15 protein-coding genes and 2 tRNA genes are annotated in these 16844 nt (G+C 71.1%); 9 read left to right on the forward strand and 8 right to left on the reverse strand.

Translation table 11 applies throughout. The annotated features are described in order from the left end of the window. Positions 1–50 precede the first annotated feature (50 nt). Complete coding sequence (locus tag ACLQ2N_RS00670; RefSeq protein WP_425808336.1) at positions 51–599, reverse strand: NUDIX hydrolase; 549 nt, start codon at positions 597–599, stop codon at positions 51–53. Next, positions 596–2050, reverse strand: a complete 1455-nt coding sequence (locus ACLQ2N_RS00675) for a zinc-dependent metalloprotease (protein WP_425808337.1) — start codon at positions 2048–2050, stop codon at positions 596–598. Before ACLQ2N_RS00675 ends, ACLQ2N_RS00670 begins: the two co-directional genes overlap by 4 nt. A gap of 189 nt (positions 2051–2239) precedes the next feature. On the opposite strand from ACLQ2N_RS00675, the gene ACLQ2N_RS00680 reads away from it, so the two are divergent. The 4 genes from ACLQ2N_RS00680 (at position 2240) to ACLQ2N_RS00695 (ending at position 5428) form a co-directional block, all read left to right on the forward strand. Beyond that, on the forward strand, positions 2240–3382 hold the full coding sequence (locus ACLQ2N_RS00680) for an SDR family oxidoreductase (protein ID WP_425808338.1): 1143 nt from the start codon (positions 2240–2242) through the stop codon (positions 3380–3382). Between the two features lie 90 nt (positions 3383–3472). Further along, entirely contained in the window at positions 3473–3934 is a 462-nt protein-coding gene (locus ACLQ2N_RS00685) for a molybdenum cofactor biosynthesis protein MoaE (protein WP_425808339.1), read from the forward strand. A gap of 127 nt (positions 3935–4061) precedes the next feature. Further along, entirely contained in the window at positions 4062–4250 is a 189-nt protein-coding gene (locus ACLQ2N_RS00690; RefSeq protein ID WP_073737049.1) for a hypothetical protein, read from the forward strand. Between the two features lie 89 nt (positions 4251–4339). After that, positions 4340–5428: a YlbL family protein gene (locus ACLQ2N_RS00695; protein ID WP_425808340.1), complete on the forward strand. Its 1089-nt coding sequence runs from the start codon at positions 4340–4342 to the stop codon at positions 5426–5428. A gap of 28 nt (positions 5429–5456) precedes the next feature. On the opposite strand, the gene ACLQ2N_RS00700 is transcribed toward ACLQ2N_RS00695, so the two are convergent. Further along, positions 5457–6026 carry a PPA1309 family protein gene (locus tag ACLQ2N_RS00700; RefSeq protein ID WP_239081803.1) on the reverse strand — a complete coding sequence of 190 codons (570 nt, stop codon included), beginning with the start codon at positions 6024–6026 and terminating at the stop codon, positions 5457–5459. Between the two features lie 128 nt (positions 6027–6154). Between ACLQ2N_RS00700 and ACLQ2N_RS00705 the strand changes: the two genes are divergently transcribed. From ACLQ2N_RS00705 to ACLQ2N_RS00720, 4 genes are all read left to right on the forward strand, one after another. Further along, on the forward strand, positions 6155–9133 hold the full coding sequence (locus ACLQ2N_RS00705) for a UPF0182 family protein (RefSeq protein WP_425808957.1): 2979 nt from the start codon (positions 6155–6157) through the stop codon (positions 9131–9133). Between the two features lie 52 nt (positions 9134–9185). Next, positions 9186–9259, forward strand: a tRNA-Met gene (locus tag ACLQ2N_RS00710). A gap of 214 nt (positions 9260–9473) precedes the next feature. Beyond that, positions 9474–11555 carry a sel1 repeat family protein gene (locus ACLQ2N_RS00715; RefSeq protein WP_425808341.1) on the forward strand — a complete coding sequence of 694 codons (2082 nt, stop codon included), beginning with the start codon at positions 9474–9476 and terminating at the stop codon, positions 11553–11555. Positions 11556–11646: 91 nt separating this feature from the next. After that, positions 11647–11720 (forward strand) — tRNA-Met (locus ACLQ2N_RS00720). 114 nt (positions 11721–11834) lie between these two features. Here the strand turns inward: ACLQ2N_RS00720 and ACLQ2N_RS00725 are convergent. Beyond that, complete coding sequence (locus ACLQ2N_RS00725) at positions 11835–12254, reverse strand: Fur family transcriptional regulator (protein WP_361031642.1); 420 nt, start codon at positions 12252–12254, stop codon at positions 11835–11837. A gap of 175 nt (positions 12255–12429) precedes the next feature. Between ACLQ2N_RS00725 and ACLQ2N_RS00730 the strand changes: the two genes are divergently transcribed. Continuing rightward, positions 12430–13881 (forward strand): catalase, encoded by a 1452-nt coding sequence (locus ACLQ2N_RS00730; RefSeq protein ID WP_425808342.1) that lies wholly within the window; start codon positions 12430–12432, stop codon positions 13879–13881. A 70-nt stretch (positions 13882–13951) separates the two neighbouring features. Here the strand turns inward: ACLQ2N_RS00730 and ACLQ2N_RS00735 are convergent, their stop codons facing one another. The 4 genes from ACLQ2N_RS00735 to rsgA all read right to left on the reverse strand — a co-directional run bounded on the left by ACLQ2N_RS00735 (position 13952) and on the right by rsgA (position 16842). Then, positions 13952–14353, reverse strand: a complete 402-nt coding sequence (locus ACLQ2N_RS00735; RefSeq protein WP_425808343.1) for a cyclic nucleotide-binding/CBS domain-containing protein — start codon at positions 14351–14353, stop codon at positions 13952–13954. A 186-nt stretch (positions 14354–14539) separates the two neighbouring features. Next, complete coding sequence (hisN, locus tag ACLQ2N_RS00740) at positions 14540–15340, reverse strand: histidinol-phosphatase (protein ID WP_425808344.1); 801 nt, start codon at positions 15338–15340, stop codon at positions 14540–14542. A gap of 54 nt (positions 15341–15394) precedes the next feature. Beyond that, complete coding sequence (locus ACLQ2N_RS00745; RefSeq protein WP_383295747.1) at positions 15395–15718, reverse strand: DMT family transporter; 324 nt, start codon at positions 15716–15718, stop codon at positions 15395–15397. 107 nt (positions 15719–15825) lie between these two features. Next, positions 15826–16842: a ribosome small subunit-dependent GTPase A gene (gene rsgA / locus ACLQ2N_RS00750; RefSeq protein WP_425808345.1), complete on the reverse strand. Its 1017-nt coding sequence runs from the start codon at positions 16840–16842 to the stop codon at positions 15826–15828. Between the last annotated feature and the right edge of the window lie 2 nt (positions 16843–16844).

The following is a 16844-nucleotide window of genomic DNA, read 5'->3' on the forward strand; positions in this document are numbered from 1 at the left end:
GGCGGCCTCCAGGGAGGCCGCCCCTTACCGTTGTCCCGTCGTACGGGCCGCTACCGGCCGCCCTCCAGCACCGCGCGCGTACGCTCCACCAGCCGGATCACTGAGGCGTCGGCGACCCCGGCCACCTCGTCGTAGGCGAACCAGCGCAGGTCCAGGGATTCGTCGCTGATGCTCTCCGTCACGCCCGCCGGCGCCACCGCCGCGTACTGCACGTCCAGGTGCCAGTGGCACGGCGTGGGGATCGGATGCCGGTCCAGGACCACGGGTCCGCCCGGCAGCAGCGTCAGCCCGGCGATCCCGGACTCCTCCGTCGCCTCCCGCAGCGCCGCCGCCGCGAGTGTGGCGTCACCGGGCTCGCAGTGCCCGCCCATCTGCAGCCACATCCGCAGCTTCCGGTGCAGAGTGAGCAGCACCCGGCCGTGCTCCGGGTCGACGACCAGGGCGCTGGCCGTCAGATGCCCGCCCCCGCAGGACTTCCACATGCCGTCCGGATGGTGTGCGAGGTGGTCCAGATAGGCATCGCGCAGCTCCTCCTGGGCCGCGTCGGCCCCCGCCCCGTAACCCTTGAGTACGAGGACGGCGTCGTCGTGCAGGCTCACTTGTCGCTGTCGTCCTTGCCGTCGCCGTCGCCGTCGCCCTTGTCCGCGGCGTCGTCCGGGGCGTCCGCCCCCGGCGCGGGCTTCCGCGGGCCGTTCGCCGCCTCGCCGAGCATCTTGTCCAGCTCCGAGAAGTCCATCTGCTCGTGGTGGACGAAGCCGTCCGGATCGTCGAGGTCGTGAGCGGTCGGGAGCATGTCGGGGTGCTCCCACAGCGCGTCGCGCCCCTCAAGACCGCGGGCGTCCGTGAGCGAGGCCCACAGCCGCGAGGCGTCCCGCAGCCGGCGCGGACGCAGCTGGAGGCCGATGAGCGTGGCGAACGTCTGCTCGGCGGGGCCACCGGACGCACGGCGCCGCCGCATCGTCTCGCGGAGTGCGTCGGCCGAGGTCAGCCGGGGCTTCGCGGCAGCGTGCACCACGGCGTCCACCCAGCCCTCGACCAGCGCGAGGGCCGTCTCCAGGCGGGCCAGGGCCGCCTTCTGCTCCGGGGTCTCCTCCGGCTGGAACATGCCCTGCTGAAGGGCCTCCTGCAGCTGCTCGGGCTGCGAGGGGTCGAACTGGCCGACCACGTCCTCCAGCTTGCTGGTGTCGACCTTGATGCCGCGCGCGTAGCCCTCGACGGCGCCGAACAGGTGCGAGCGGAGCCACGGGACGTGGGCGAAGAGCCGCTGGTGGGCGGCCTCGCGCAGCGCCAGGTACAGCCGCACCTCGTCCTGCGGGACGGACAGGTCCTTGCCGAACCGCTCCACGTTCAGCGGGAGGAGCGCGGCCCGGCCCGCAGGGCCCAGCGGCAGCCCGATGTCGGTCGAGCCGACCACCTCGCCCGCCAGCACCCCGACGGCCTGACCGATCTGCTGGCCGAACATCGCGCCGCCCATCGACCGCATCATGCCGATCAGCGGGCCCGCCATGGCCTGCATCTCCTCGGGCAGCACATCACCCATGGCGAGGCCCACCCGCTCGGCGACCGGGTCCACCAGCTGCTGCCAGGCAGGGAGCGTCGCCTCGACCCACTCCGCGCGGCTCCACGCCACACTGGAGATCGCCCCGGACGGCATCGACGTCACGCCGTCCAGCCACAGGTCGGCCAGGCGCAGCGCCTCGTCGACCGCCGAGCGCTCGGCCGGGCCCACGCTCGCGTCCTTGGAGCCGTCCGGCGTGCCCTGCGACACCGTCTGCCGGGCGATCTGCTTGGCCATGTCCCAGTTGACGGGCCCGCCCTCGTAGCTCAACATCTGGCCGAGCTGCTGGAAGGCCGCGCCCAGGTCGTTCGGGTTCATCGAGCCGAACATGGCGGCGAAGGGGTTGTCACCGCCCGCGCCGGGGCCGAAGCCGAACGGGTTCGCCGGACCGCCCGAACCCTGCCCACCTCCGGTGGGGTCGTTCTTCTTGCCCTGGTCGCCGTCGTCCGGCTCCTCCGGCGGAAGGCCGAATCCGAATGGGGTGTCACTCACGGGTTTCCTCGGCTCGTAGGGCCGCCGGGGGAACCGACGGCGACTGCCCGACATCACCATCCAGCGTAGACACCAAGTCCGCTCAGGGCCTCAGTGCTCCGCCCGGTCCGGCCCTGCGGCAGGATGGACGCCACCTGGTACGTACGTGTCACGCGGGTACGTACTGAAGACAACCGCTGGAGACGCCCGGTGAGTTCCCCAGATCCGCAGGTTCGCGCAGCGCGAAACCTGGCCGACCCGTCACCCGAGAAGAAATCCGTCCCCGGCCGGCCCGGAGGCCGCGGCCCGGTCGTGGCCGTCACCGGAGCCGCGACGGGTGTCGGTGAGCTGCTCACCGCACGCCTCGCCGCCTCCGAGGAGATCAAGCAGGTCATCGCCATCGACGAGCGCCGGGGGGAGGTCTCCGAGGCGACCTGGCACCTTCTCGACGTCCGCGACCCCGCGATCGCCGAGAAGCTGCGCGGCGCGGACGTCGTCGTCCACCTGGCGCTCGACCTCGACCTGGAGACCGACCCCGCCGCGCGCACCGCCTACAACGTGCGCGGCACCCAGACCGTGCTGACCGCCGCCGCGGCCGCCGGCGTCCACCGCGTCGTCCTGTGCACCTCCGCCATGGTCTACGGGGCGCTGCCCGACAACGACCTCCCGCTCGCCGAGGACGCCGAGCTGCGGGCCACCGCGGAGGCCACCGGCGTCGGCGACCTGCTGGAGATCGAACGGCTCGGCCGCCGCGCCCCGCGCGCCCACCCCGGGCTGCACGTCACCGTCGTACGCCCCGCCGTGCTCGTCGGCGGCACGGACACCGCGCTGACCCGCTACTTCGAGTCTCCCCGGCTGCTCGTGGTCGCCGGTTCCCGGCCCGCCTGGCAGTTCTGCCACGTGGAGGACCTGGTCACGGCGCTGGAGTACGCCGCCCTTGAGAAGATCGACGGCGAGTTCGCGGTCGGCTGCGACGGCTGGCTGGAACAGGAGGAGGTCGAGGAGCTGAGCGGGGTGCGCCGGATGGAGCTCCCCTCCGCCGTCGCACTGGGCGCCGCCGCCCGGCTGCACCGGATCGGCCTCACCCCCTCGCCCGCGGGCGACCTGGCGTACACCATGCACCCCTGGGTCGTCAGCGTCAGCCGGCTGCACGACGCGGGCTGGCGCCCGGCCTGGACCAACGAGGAGGTGCTCGCCGCGCTCCTGGAAGAGGTGGAGGGACGCCACACCGTCGCCGGCCGCCGCCTCGGCCGCAAGGACGCCACCGCGGCCGGTGCCGCCGGGGCGACCGTCGCCCTCCTCGGCACCGCGGCCCTGGTGCGCCGCGCCCGCAAAGCCCGCCGCCGCATCTGAGCACCCTGTAGGAGGCTCCAAGCCGGGGCGCGCCCCGCCGGGCGAATCGGCAATTCCGTGTTGTCGGCGCGGTACGGCACGATGGGGGTCATGGCACTCACGTACGACCACCCCGGCGAACAGACGGCGCAGGACCCGATCCGGCTGCTGGACATCCGTGATAGGCCGCTGTCGGTGGACGAGGTCTTCCAGGCGGTCGGCGACGACGCCGCGGGCGGCACCACGCTTTTCGTCGGCACCGTCCGTGACCACGACGGCGGTCAGGACGTCGACGGCCTCGGCTACTCGTGCCACCCCTCGGCCGCCGACGAGCTGCGCCGGGTGGCGGAGAAGGTCGTCGCCGACTTCCCGGTCCGGGCGCTGGCCGCCGTCCACCGGGTGGGTGAACTGCGGGTGGGCGACATCGCGGTCGTCGTGGCGGTCTCCTGCCCCCACCGCGCGGAGGCGTTCGCGGCCTCCCGCAAGCTCATCGACGACCTCAAGCACGAGGTGCCGATCTGGAAGCACCAGCGCTTCTCGGACGGCACGGAGGAATGGGTCGGCGCCTGCTGAGCGCAAACCGGAACGGCGCGCATCCGCCCCGATTTGCGTAACCGCACCCCTGCCACGAGCGTTGGTTTTCCAGACGGTTAATCTGCTGATCGGCCAGTCGGCCGCATCAGGGGGTAGGGAGGTCGGCATGGCAGCGCTCGCCTGGTTGTTGATTCCGCTTTTCGCCGCGTTCGGCGCGGCGATATGGGGAAGCTGGGCCGCCCGCAACCGCACAACCGGTGACGTCACCGAACTCGCCGGATACGCCCGGTTCCGCGAAGCCATGGAGAAGTCCGACTCCGGTTCCGAACCGGTGGAGCAGATCTCGAACGTCTGACGCCGCGTACGGCGTCCTCGACCCGCCCCGAGCCCCGTACGGACCGGCCCCGGCGGTGCACGGAGAGACCCTTCCCGTACTGTCGTTCCATGCCACGCCGCACCGCGACGATGCTCGCCTCCACGCTGATTCTGATCGCGCTGCTCTGCGCAGGCGTGCTGATCAAAGTGCCGTACTCGGAGATGTCTCCCGGTCCGACGGTGAACACGCTCGGTGACGTGGAGGGTGACCCCGTTCTGCGGATCACCGGCCACAAGACGTACAAGACGTCCGGCAACCTCAACATGACGACCGTCCGCGTCACCGGCGCCGACTACAGCATGAACCTGGTCGAGGCCGTCTCCGGATGGCTGGGCCACGACAGCGTCGTCGTACCGCACGACACCCTCTACCCGGACGGCAAGACCGAGGAGCAGTCGACGCAGGAGAACGCCGAGGAGTTCAGCCAGTCCCAGGAGAGCGCCAAGGTCGCGGCCCTCAAGGAGCTGAACATCCCGGTCACCGCGTACGTCGTGGTCTCCAGCGTCGTCAAGGGCAGCCCGTCGCAGGGCAAGCTGCACGCGGGCGACATCATCGAGAAGGTCGACGGCACCGCGGTCGAGAAGCCCGAGGACGTCGCGAAGCTGGTCACCAAGCACAAGCCCGGCCAGGACGTCGTCTTCACGGTGATCCCGGCCAAGACCGCGGCGGCGGCCGAGAAGGCCGGCAAGAAGCCCGAGGGGACCGAGAAGGTCACCGTCACCACGGTGAAGGCCCCCGAGGGGGACCGCGCGATCGTCGGCATCCAGGCGGGGACCGACCACACCTTCCCCTTCGACATCGACATCAAGCTCGCCGATGTGGGCGGCCCGAGCGCGGGGCTGATGTTCTCCCTGGGCATCCTCGAAAAACTGACCCCGGGGCAGCTGACGGGCGGCAAGTTCATCGCCGGCACCGGCACGATCGACGACGCCGGCAAGGTCGGCCCGATCGGCGGAATCTCCATGAAGCTGGTCGGCGCGCGCAGCGCGGGCGCCCGCTACTTCCTGACCCCCGACGACAACTGCGAGGCCGCCGCGGCGGACACCCCCGACGGGCTCACCCTGATCCGGGTCAAGACCATCGACGACGCCAGGAAGTCCCTGGACAAGCTCCGCGCGGGGGACACGGCCGGGCTGCCGAGCTGCTCGGCGGGCTGACCGCGCCCCCGCGGCACACGGTGGACGGTCAGGACTCGAAGGTGGCCGCCAGCGCCTCGGCCAGCCCCGGCACGAGACCGGCACCGGTCAGCACCTCGCTCGCCGAGTCCTTCTCCCGCAGGCGTACGGCGGACTCGCGCGCCCCGTCCCGCAGGACGGCCACGGTCATCCGCACCTCCTGCCGGTCGGGGTGCTCGGCGACCCACTTGGTCAGCCGCTTGTCGTCCAGCCCTTCCGGCACGGACGCCTCGGCGGACGGCGGAAGCATCAGGCGCTCCACCGTCATCGCGCACCCGGCGACCGCGTCGGGCCAGGCGATCGTGGCGAGGAACTCGTCCAGCGCCGTGCCCGCGGGCAGCTCCTCCTGTTCCACGGGGGTCAGCGCGGCGGTCTTCGCACCGTCGTCGTCAAGACCCAGCTGGGCGGCGATGCCGGGCTCCTGGGCCCGCAGCCGCGCGGTGTCGACCAGGGCGAAGAGGCGGGCCGGCTGGTCCCAGCCGAGGGTGGAGACGTACTCGTCGATTTCGAGCACCGCGACGGTGAGCGGGCTCGCGGCCATCGGGGGGCCTGAGGGGGAAACGTTGGACATGGGCAACATCCTGCCTCCTTCCGCCCCCGTAACGGGAACTAGGTAAAGCATCAGTAAGTTGAAGGGATGGGCTCTACGATCGCTGGGCCCGCTCCACACGACCCGCGAACTTCGAGGTGCGCACGTTGGCTTTCCAGATGCCGGACCGCGGCGGAGGCCCGACCGGGCCACGGATCAGAGTCGGCCGCCCGTCCCGGCGCGCCCGAACCCTGCTCATGACTCTGGGCGTCCTGGCGATTCTCGCCATGGCGTTCGTCATGTTCGCCGGGTTCTGGACGGACTGGCTCTGGTACAGGTCGGTCGCGTATTCGTCCGTCTTCACCACCACCCTGTGGACCAAGATCGGGCTGTTCCTCGTCTTCGGACTGCTGATGGCCCTGGCCGTCGGTCTGAACATCTGGCTCGCGCACCGGCTCCGGCCGCCGCTGAGCGCGATGTCGCTGGAGCAGCAGAGCCTGGACCGCTACCGGATGGGCCTCGCCCCGTACAAGAAGTGGGTCCTGCTCGCGGTCACCGCGCTCGTCGGGCTGATCGCCGGCGCCTCCGCCTCGGGGCAGTGGCGGACCTGGCTGATGTACGTGAACGGCGTGTCGTTCGGCCAGAAGGACCCCCAGTTCCATCTGGACGTGTCGTTCTACGCCTTCGACCTGCCCTGGTACCGCTTCCTGCTGGGCTTCGGCTTCGCGGCCACCGTGCTCTCGCTGATCGCTGCCGCGCTGACCCACTACCTGTACGGCGGACTGCGGGTCACCAGCCCCGGCGCGCGGGCGACGGGGGCGGCCACCGGCCACCTGTCGGTGCTGCTCGGGATCTTCGTCGCACTGAAGGCCGTGGCGTACTGGCTCGACCGGTACGGCCTGGCGGTGAAGTCCAGTGACTTCAAGGCCACGGACAACTGGACGGGCCTGCGGTACGTCGACGCCAACGCCTACCTCCCGGCGAAGACGATCCTGTTCTGCATCGCCGCGATCTGCGCCGTGCTGTTCTTCGCGACGCTCTGGCGGCGCACCTGGCAGCTGCCGGTGATCGGCTTCGGCCTCATGGTCCTCTCGGCCATCCTGATCGGCGGCCTCTACCCGGCCATCGTGCAGAAGTTCCAGGTCCAGCCGAACGAGCAGGCCAAGGAAGCCCCGTTCATCCGGAAGAACATCGAGGCCACGCGCGACGCGTACGGCATCGACGACGCACAGGTCTCGGACTACACGGGCAAGTCCACCGAGGATGACGACGCCAAGCTCCGGGCGGCGGCGGGTGACGCGGCCAGCTACCGGGTGATGGACCCCAACGTCGTCTCGCCGGCCTTCCAGCAGCTCCAGCAGAAGAGGAACTACTACCAGTTCCCCAAGACGCTGGACGTCGACCGCTACAAGGACGAGGCGGGCAAGGAGCAGGACACGGTCATCGGTCTGCGCGAGCTCAACATCGAGGGCATCCCCAAGCGCAACTGGATCAACGACCACTTCACCTACACCCACGGCTACGGCGCCATCGCCGCCCGGGGGACCACGACCGGCAAGAACCCGAAGGGATCTCCCGACTTCACCGAGTCCGGCCTGCCGACCACCGGCGACCTGGGCACGTACCAGCAGGAGATCTACTACGGCGAGAAGACCGAGCAGTACTCCATCGTCGGCGGGCCCCAGAAGGAGCTCGACTACGAGGAGGACGGCGAGAAGACCACCAGCTACAAGGGCGACAGCGGGGTCAGTCTCTCCAACACGTTCAACCGCGCCGCGTACGCCGTGGCGTTCAGCGAGCCGCAGATCCTCTACTCGGGCGCCATCGGCGACGGTTCGCGGATCCTCTACAACCGCACGCCCAAGGAACGCGTCGAAGCGGTGGCCCCCTGGCTCACCATCGACGGCGACGCCTACCCGGCCGTGGTGAACAAGCGCATCCAGTGGGTGGTCGACGCCTACACGACGACCAACGGCTACCCGTACGCCTCGCGGACCACGCTCGGTGACACCACGGCCGACTCGCTGACCACCAACCAGCGCGCGGTCGTCGCCCAGCAGAACCAGGTCAATTACATCCGCAACTCGGTGAAGGCCACCGTCGACGCGTACGACGGCACGGTCACGCTGTACGAGTGGGACACGCAGGACCCGGTCCTGAAGACCTGGCGCAAGGCGTTCCCCGGGACCGTGAAGCCCAAGGCGGACATCCCGCAGGAGCTGATGGAGCACCTGCGCTACCCGCAGGACCTGTTCAAGGTGCAGCGCGAGCTGCTGACCCGCTACCACGTCACGAGCCCCGCCCAGTTCTACAGCGGCAGTGACGCCTGGCAGGTCCCGGACGACCCGACCAACAAGGAGTCCGGCTCCGTCCCGCCGTACTACCTGAGCATAAAGATGCCGGGCCAGACGGCTCAGAGGTTCTCGCTGACCACGACGTTCACCCCGAAGGGGCGGCCCGACCTGGGGGCCTTCATGGCGGTGGACGCCGATGCGGCCAGCAAGGACTACGGCACCATAAGACTCCTGAGAGTCACCGGTGCGGTGAAGGGCCCGGGGCAGGTACAGAGTGAACTCAACGGCAACGACGACGTCGCCGAGTTCGTGAGAAACCTCAAGGGCACCGACTCCGACATCGAGTACGGCAACCTGCTGACCGTGCCCCTCGAAGGGGGCTTCCTCTACATCGAGCCGGTCTACACGCGCGGTGGTACGCAGAACTACCCGCTGCTGCGCAAGGTCGCCGCCTCGTACGGTTCGAAGATCGTCTTCGAGAACAGCCTCGGCGAGGCCCTGAACGCCGTGTTCGGTGCCGAGGGTTCGGATACGAGCGAGCCACCGGGCGACACGACCGAGCCGCCGGACACCAGCCAGCCGCCGGCGACCGGTGACGCCGCGCTCAAGAAGGCGATCGCCGATGCCCAGAAGGCGTACACGGAGGGCGAGGCGGCGCTGAAGAAGCAGGACTGGGCGGCCTACGGCAAGGCGCAGACCGATCTCCAGGACGCGCTGGAGCGGGCGGCCGCGGCCCAGTCCAAAGCGGACAGCGACGGCAAGGCCGACAAGTCCGATGGCGGCAAGTCGGATAAGTCGGATAAGGGTGACAAGGCAAGTCAAGCCAGCGTTTCGCGCAAAGCGGGCGATGAGGGTGGGGGCTGAGTAACCCGGTAAAGCTCCACCTCCGCGTCGTGGTACGGTTTGAACACAACGACGCGGGGTGGAGCAGCTCGGTAGCTCGCTGGGCTCATAACCCAGAGGTCGCAGGTTCAAATCCTGTCCCCGCTACTGAAAGACGAAGGCCCGGATCCTCCAGGGGATCCGGGCCTTCGTCGTGCCGTGGCGGCCTCTTTCGCGAGGTGGGCGTGAAGTGCGGTTCGAGGGGCACGAGTTGGCCGGGGACGTGTTTGACTTGTCTCTCTGTGGGCATGTCGACAAAACGCTGAAGTGACGTCACTGACCGCGATATACCAGGTGTACGCGGGTTACAGGTGGTGCGACGATGGTATTTATGGGGGACAGGGCAACTCTGTTGAAGACAGGGCGGTTTGCGCGGGGTCACGTCCATCCGGCGGAAAATATGGCGGATGCGGTGTTTGCCGCTGCCGCCGAGCAGTACAAAGACACCATCGAGACCGCCCAGACCCCCCGGACCGCCCAGTCCGTCAGGACCGCCGAGAACGCGGAGAGTGCAGCGACCGCAGAGACCGCAGAGACCATCGAAGCCGCCGACGGTGTGGAGAACGCCGAGCGGGCGGAGGCCGAGGCGAGCGCGGACAGCGCGGAGACCGAGGCACGCCACCGCCGGGCGGCCGACGCCGGTGACACCGCATCGATGAGCGTCCTCGGCGCGCTGCTCCTGCGCCGGGGCGACCTCGCCGGCGCCGAGCCCTATCTGCGCGGCGCCACCGCCGACGGGGACCGGGCCGCCGCCAACAACCTGGGCGTCCTGCTGCACCAGCGCGGCTACCCCGACGAGGCGGCCGGCTGGTGGCGCACCGCCGCCGTGGCCGGGTCCGCCGCAGCCGCGCACGCCCTGGGCCGGCACTTCCGCGAGCGCGGGGACGAGCCCGCCGCCGAGTACTGGCTGCGCCAGTCCGCCGAGCAGGGCCACGCGCTCGGCGCCTACGCCCTCGCCGACCTCCTGGAGCACCGCAGCGACGTCGGCGCCGAGCGCTGGCTGCGCGCCGCCGCCGAGCAGGGCCACCGCGAGGCGGCCTACCGGCTGGCGCGCCTCCTGGAGCGCAACGCCGCCGACGCCGCGCACGAGGTGTTCGGCCGCCCCGGCCTGGGCCCGCGCACCGGCGCGGAGCCCGTCGCGCCCCGCCGCACCGCCGAGGGCGACGGCCCGGTCGCCGGCCCCGACCACGTGCGCGGCGGCGGCGAGGCCGAGCAGTGGTACCGGCAGGCCGCCGCGCGCGGTCACCGGCGCGCCGCCCTGCACCTGGGCGCGATCCTCGAACAGCGCGGCGAGCTCAAGGAGGCCGGGCGCTGGTACCTCATGTCGGCCAAGGCGGGCGAGGCCCGGGCCGCCTGTGCGCTCGGCTTCCTGCTGCGCGACGCGGGCGACCCGGAGAGCGCCGCCGTGTGGTGGCTGCGTGCCGCCCAGGACGGCGACGGCAACGCGGCGAACGCCCTCGGCGCACTGCACGCGGCCCGGGGCGAGCAGCAGACCGCCGAGCGCTGGTACCGCGCGGCGATGGACGCGGGCGACGTCAACGGCGCGTACAACCTCGGGCTGCTCTGCGCCGCCCAGGACCGCACGGCCCAGGCCGAGCAGTGGTACCGCCGCGCCGCCTACGCGGGCCACCGCGAGGCCGCCAACGCGCTCGCCGTGCTCCTGCTCCAGGCCGGCGACCCGGCCGGGGCCGAGCCCTGGTTCTCCAAGGCGGCCGAGGCGGGCAGTGTCGACGCGGCCTTCAACCTCGGCATCCTCTACGCCGGGCGCGACGAGGACCGCACCGCCCTCCTCTGGTACGAGCGGGCCGCGGCGGCCGGGCACACCGAGGCGGCGCTCCAGGTCGGCATGGCGCTCCTGCATCACGGAGAGGAGCAGGAGGCCGAGCGCCACCTGCGCTGCGCGGCGGGCGGTGGCAGCGCGGAGGCGGCCTTCCGGCTGGCCGGGCTGCTCGACGCGCGGCAGCCGCCGCCGGGGCCGCCCGCGCTGGGCGAGCCGCTGCCCGAGAAGACCGAGTGCGAGGAGTGGTACGAGCGGGCCGCCGAGCAGGGCCACCGCCGAGCCCAGGTCCGCGTCGGCATGCTCGCCGCCTCCCGGGGCGACGTGGAGAGCGCCGGGCACTGGTACCGGGAGGCGGCCGAGTCCGGCAGCCGCAACGGGGCGTTCAACCTCGGCCTGCTCCTCGCCCGCGAGGGCAGCGAGCGCGAGGCCGCCCTGTGGTGGACCCGCGCCGCCGCCGACGGGCACGGACGGGCGGCGCTGCGCCTGGCCCTGCTCGCCGCGCGCCGCGGTGAGCTGGCGGAGGGGCAGCGCTGGTGCGCCCGGGCGGTCGAGCTGGGCCCGGCGGAGGTCGCGGAGCGCGCGGCGCGGCTGCGCGAGGCCCTGCACCAGGAACTGACCGCGTGAGCCCCGGGGTGGCAGGGCCGCCCCGCAAACGAAGCCGTACCTAAGGATTTGCGCTGGTCCGAGCCGTCCCGTAGGGTTGTGAACACAACGACGCGGGGTGGAGCAGCTCGGTAGCTCGCTGGGCTCATAACCCAGAGGTCGCAGGTTCAAATCCTGTCCCCGCTACTGAAGGCCGAGGGCCGGATCTTTTCGAAGATCCGGCCCTCGGTCGTATGCGTACGAGGTCGTATGCGCACGCGAGAACCGCCCCCGGCGCGCGGGGGCGGTTCCGGCGCGTGTTCAGGCCGTCGCGGCGCAGTCCGGGCAGATGCCCCGGTAGGTCAGTTCGACGCCCGAGATCGTGAAGCCGAAGCGCTCACCGGCCGGCAGGTCCGCCAGTGGGTCGCCCGACGGGTGCACGTCGCGGATGGCGCCGCACTGCGCGCACACCAGGTGGTGGTGGGCGCGGTGCGCGTTGGGGTCGTAGCGCTTGGCGCGGCGATCGGTGGAGACCTCGATGACCTCGCCGAGGCTCACCATCTCGCCCAGCGTGTTGTAGACGGTGGCGCGGGAGATCTCGGGCAGCTTGGCCACCGCGCGGGCATGGACCTCGTCGGCGGTCAAATGCACATGGTCCCCGTCGAGGACCTCGGCCACGACGCGCCGCTGCGCGGTCATGCGCCAGCCGCGTCCTCGAAGTCGTTCCAGCAGGTCACTCATGGGCGCCAGTCTACCAGCGCGGGGGCCAGGTCTTGAATAGGTGCGACTTTGGATGCTTATTTGACTTGGACTTTGTCCAATGTAGGATCGCTTACGTGTCGGCCGGAGGACAGGAAGGCCGGACGCGGGGCACGGCATGAAGGCATGACGTGCGGAAACGACGCAGGAGGCGCACGTGACGCAGGGACCGCTCACCACGGAGGCAGGCGCACCGGTCGCCGACAACCAGAACAGCGAGACCGCCGGAGCCGGCGGCCCGGTCCTGGTGCAGGACCAGCTGCTGATGGAGAAGCTGGCGCACTTCAACCGCGAGCGCATTCCGGAGCGCGTGGTGCATGCCCGGGGTGCCGGCGCGTACGGGACGTTCACGCTGACCCGCGACGTGTCGCAATGGACGCGGGCGAAGTTCCTCTCGGAGGTCGGCAAGCAGACCGAGACGTTCCTGCGCTTCTCCACCGTCGCGGGCAACCTCGGCGCCGCAGACGCCGTGCGCGACCCGCGCGGCTTCGCGCTGAAGTTCTACACCGAGGACGGCAACTACGACCTCGTCGGCAACAACACCCCGGTGTTCTTCATCCGGGACGCCATCAAGTTCCCCGACTTCATCCACACCCAGAAGCGCGACCCGTACACCGGCTCGCAGGAGGCGGACAACGTCTGGGACTTCTGGGGGCTCTCGCCCGAGTCCACCCACCAGGTGACCTGGCTCTTCGGTGACCGGGGCATCCCCGCCTCGTACCGGCACATGGACGGCTTCGGCTCGCACACCTACCAGTGGCAGAACGAGGCGGGCGAGGTCTTCTGGGTCAAGTACCACTTCAAGACCGACCAGGGCATCAAGAACCTCACCACCGAGGAGGCCGTCCGCCTCTCCGGGGTGGACCCGGACAGCCACCAGCGGGACCTGCGCGAGTCCATCGAGCGCGGCGACTTCCCGTCCTGGACCGTGCAGGTGCAGATCATGCCGGCGGCCGAGGCGGCGACGTACCGCTTCAACCCCTTCGACCTCACCAAGGTGTGGCCGCACGCGGACTACCCGCCCGTCGAGATCGGCAGGCTGGAGCTCAACCGCAACCCGGAGAACATCTTCGCCGAGGTCGAGCAGTCCATCTTCAGCCCGGCGCACTTCGTGCCCGGCATTGGTCCGTCCCCCGACAAGATGCTCCAGGGCCGTCTCTTCGCGTACGGCGACGCGCACCGCTACCGCGTCGGCATCAACGCCGACCACCTCCCGGTGAACAGGCCGCACGCCACCGAGGCGCGGACCAACAGCCGGGACGGCTACCTGTACGACGGCCGCCACAAGGGCGCGAAGAACTACGAGCCCAACAGCTTCGGCGGCCCCGCCGAGACGGGCCGGCCGCTCTCGGGCCCCACCTCCGTCGCAGGCGTCACGGGCGGTCACCCGACCCCGCTCCACGCCGAGGACGACGACTTCGTGCAGGCCGGGAACCTCTACCGGCTCATGACCGAGGACGAGAGGTCCCGGCTGGTCGACAACCTCTCCGGGTTCATCGCGAAGGTGTCGCGCGACGACATCGCCGAGCGCGCGATCGGCAACTTCCGGCGCGCCGACGAGGACTTCGGCAAGCGGCTGGAGGCGGCCGTGCAGGCGCTGCGCGCCTGAGCCCCCCGGCCGTACCGGCCCGGCCCCGCACCCGCGGGGGCCGGGCCGGTCGCGTGTGCGGGGACGGCCGTCAGCCGACCAGTGCGGCCGGGCGGCGGGGCGCGGGCGTCCAGCAGCGGATGATGTCGCGGACCGAGACGATGCCGACCGGGCCGTCGTCGTCCAGGACGATCAGGTGGCGGAAGTTGCCGTGCGTCATGGCTGCCGCGGCCTCTTCGAGCGTCCAGCCGGGCGCGGCGAAGACCACGTCGGTGGTGGTGTGGGCGGAGGCCGTCTCGGTGTCCGGGTCCTGGCCCGAGCCGACGGCGTTGAGGACGTCGCGCTCGGTGAGGATGCCGAGCCCGCAGGTGTCGGGGTCGTGGACGACGGCCGCCCCGATCCGGCGGGCCGACATCAGCCGGGCGGCCTGGCGCAGGGTATGGGCGGGGCCGATGGTGAGGACCATCGTGGTCATGGCGTCACGGACGAGCATGAAGGGTGCCACCTCCTCTGTGAAGCGACCGCGTGAGCCGATTCACAAGTTCACAAGTGGGGGAATCCTCAGAGTTGCACCGATACGGGAGGGCGGCAAGGGGGCGCGAAGATCGGAAAAGGGGCGTGCGGACTCGCCGCACGCCCCTCGACTGCCCTGTACGCCGCCCTGCGGGCGGGGGCGCGCTCAGTAACGCTGGTTCAGGTAACCCAGCAGCTCGCGGTGGAGCACGCCGTTCGACGCCGCGCCGTTCCCGCCGCCCGGCCCGTCCACACCGTCCAGACTGGTGAACCGGCCGCCCGCCTCCTGGACGACGATCGCGTTCGCCGCCATGTCCCACAGCGAGAGCTCCGGCTCCGCGCACATGTCCACGGACCCCTCGGCGACCATCATGTACGGCCAGAAGTCCCCGTAACCCCGGGTGCGCCAGCAGGCCCGGGTCAGGTCCAGGAACCCGTCGAGCCGCCCCTGCTCCTCCCAGCCGGTCAGCGAGGAGTACGCGAACGAGGCGTCCGCGATCCGCTCCACCTGGGACACCCGGAGCCGGGTCGCGGAGGTCAGGCTGCGCCCGGTGTACGCCCCCGAGCCCTTCGCCGCCCACCAGCGCCGGTTCAGCGCGGGCGCCGAGACGACGCCGACGACGGGCTGGAAGCCGTTCTCACCCGCTTCCATCAGGGAGATCAGCGTCGCCCAGACGGGCACGCCGCGTACGTAGTTCTTGGTGCCGTCGATCGGGTCGATCACCCAGCGCCGCGGGCCCGTGCCCTCGATGCCGTACTCCTCGCCCAGGATCGCGTCGCGCGGGCGCGCCCGGTGCAGATGGCCCCGGATCAACTCCTCGGCGGCCTTGTCGGCCTCGCTCACCGGCGTCATGTCCGGCTTGGTCTCGACCTTGAGGTCCAGAGCCTTGAACCGGTCCATCGTCACCGCGTCGGCGGCGTCCGCCAGTACGTGGGCCAGGCGCAGATCATCGTGGTAATCGGGCATGCCGTCACAGTATCGACCCGCCGGCGAGCCGGGCCACACAGGACCGGGGCGTGGTCAGTGCGCGGAGCCGGAGAGCTGGAGGCCGATCACGCCGAGGATCACCAGTGAAATCGACACCAGCTTGAGCGTGGAGACCACGTCACCGAGGAAGACCATGCCGTAGATGGCCGTGCCCGCCGCGCCGATGCCGGTCCACACCGCGTAGGCGGGCCCGACGTCGAGCTTCTTCAGGGAGAGGGTCAGCAGACCGAAACTGCCCAGCGCGAAAATGCAGAACGCGATGGTCGGCCACAGCCGGGTGAAGCCGTGCGAGAGCTTCAGGCAGACCGCGAACCCGGTCTCCAGAAGTCCCGCGACCACGACCAGCAGCCATGCCATCGTCCGCACCCTCCCGCATCGCCGACCGCCACCGGCCGGTGCCGCTGGGCGTGATTATGCACTTTCCGGAAGCGCGTGATCGCAAACGTTCCCGGCCCGGTCGGCGATCAGTCACCCTCGCGCCGGTTGCGGGTGGAGAGCAGCCGGCGCAGCGAGTCCAGCCGCGCCGGGTCCGCGTGCCCCGCCACCACCCAGGCGTCCAGCGCGCATTCCGGTTCGTGGCTGTCGTGGGTGCAGCCGCGCGGACACTCCTCCGTACCGGGCTGGAGGTCCGGGAAGGCGTTGATGACGCGCGACGGGTCGATGTGGTTCAGCCCGAACGAGCGCACCCCCGGGGTGTCGATCACCCAGCCCCGGTAGCCCGGCAGCGGCAGCGCCAGGGCCGACGTGGTGGTGTGCCGGCCCCGGCCGGTCACCGCGTTCACGACCCCCGTGGTGCGCCGCTTCTCCTTCGGCACCAACGCGTTGACCAGCGTGGTCTTGCCGACGCCCGAGTGCCCGACGAAGGCCGTCACCCGGCCGTCGAGCTGCTCGCGGACCCGGTCGGCCGCGTCGCCGGTCTCCAGCTCCTCGCGGCTGGTGACGACGAACGGCACCCCCAGCGGGGTGTACGCGCCCAGCAGCGTGTCCGGGGACGCCAGGTCGGACTTGGTCAGCACCAGGAGCGGGGAGAGCCCGCCGTCGTACGCGGCGACCAGGCACCGGTCGATCATGCGCGGACGCGGTTCCGGATCGGCCAGCGCGGTCACGATCGCCAGCTGGTCCGCGTTGGCCACGACCACCCGCTCGAACGGGTCGTCGTCGTCCGCCGTCCGGCGCAGCACCGAGCGCCGCTCACCGATGCGGACGATCCGGGCGAGGGTGTCCTTGTCGCCGGACAGGTCGCCGACGAGCGAGACGGTGTCGCCCACCACCGCGGCCTTGCGGCCCAGCTCACGGGCCTTCATCGCGGTGACCGTGCGATCGCCGACCAGGACGGTGAGGCGCCCGCGGTCCACGGTGAGGACCATGCCGTCCTCGGCGTCCTCGTGCTTGGGCCGGATGTGGGTGCGCGGGCGGTTGCCCTTGCGGTTGGGGCGGACGCGGATGTCGTCCTCGTCGGGGTTCTTGCCGTAGCGGCGCATGT

Source organism: Streptomyces sp. DT224 (genome assembly GCF_049844595.1).
Classification (GTDB): Bacteria; Actinomycetota; Actinomycetes; order Streptomycetales; family Streptomycetaceae; genus Streptomyces.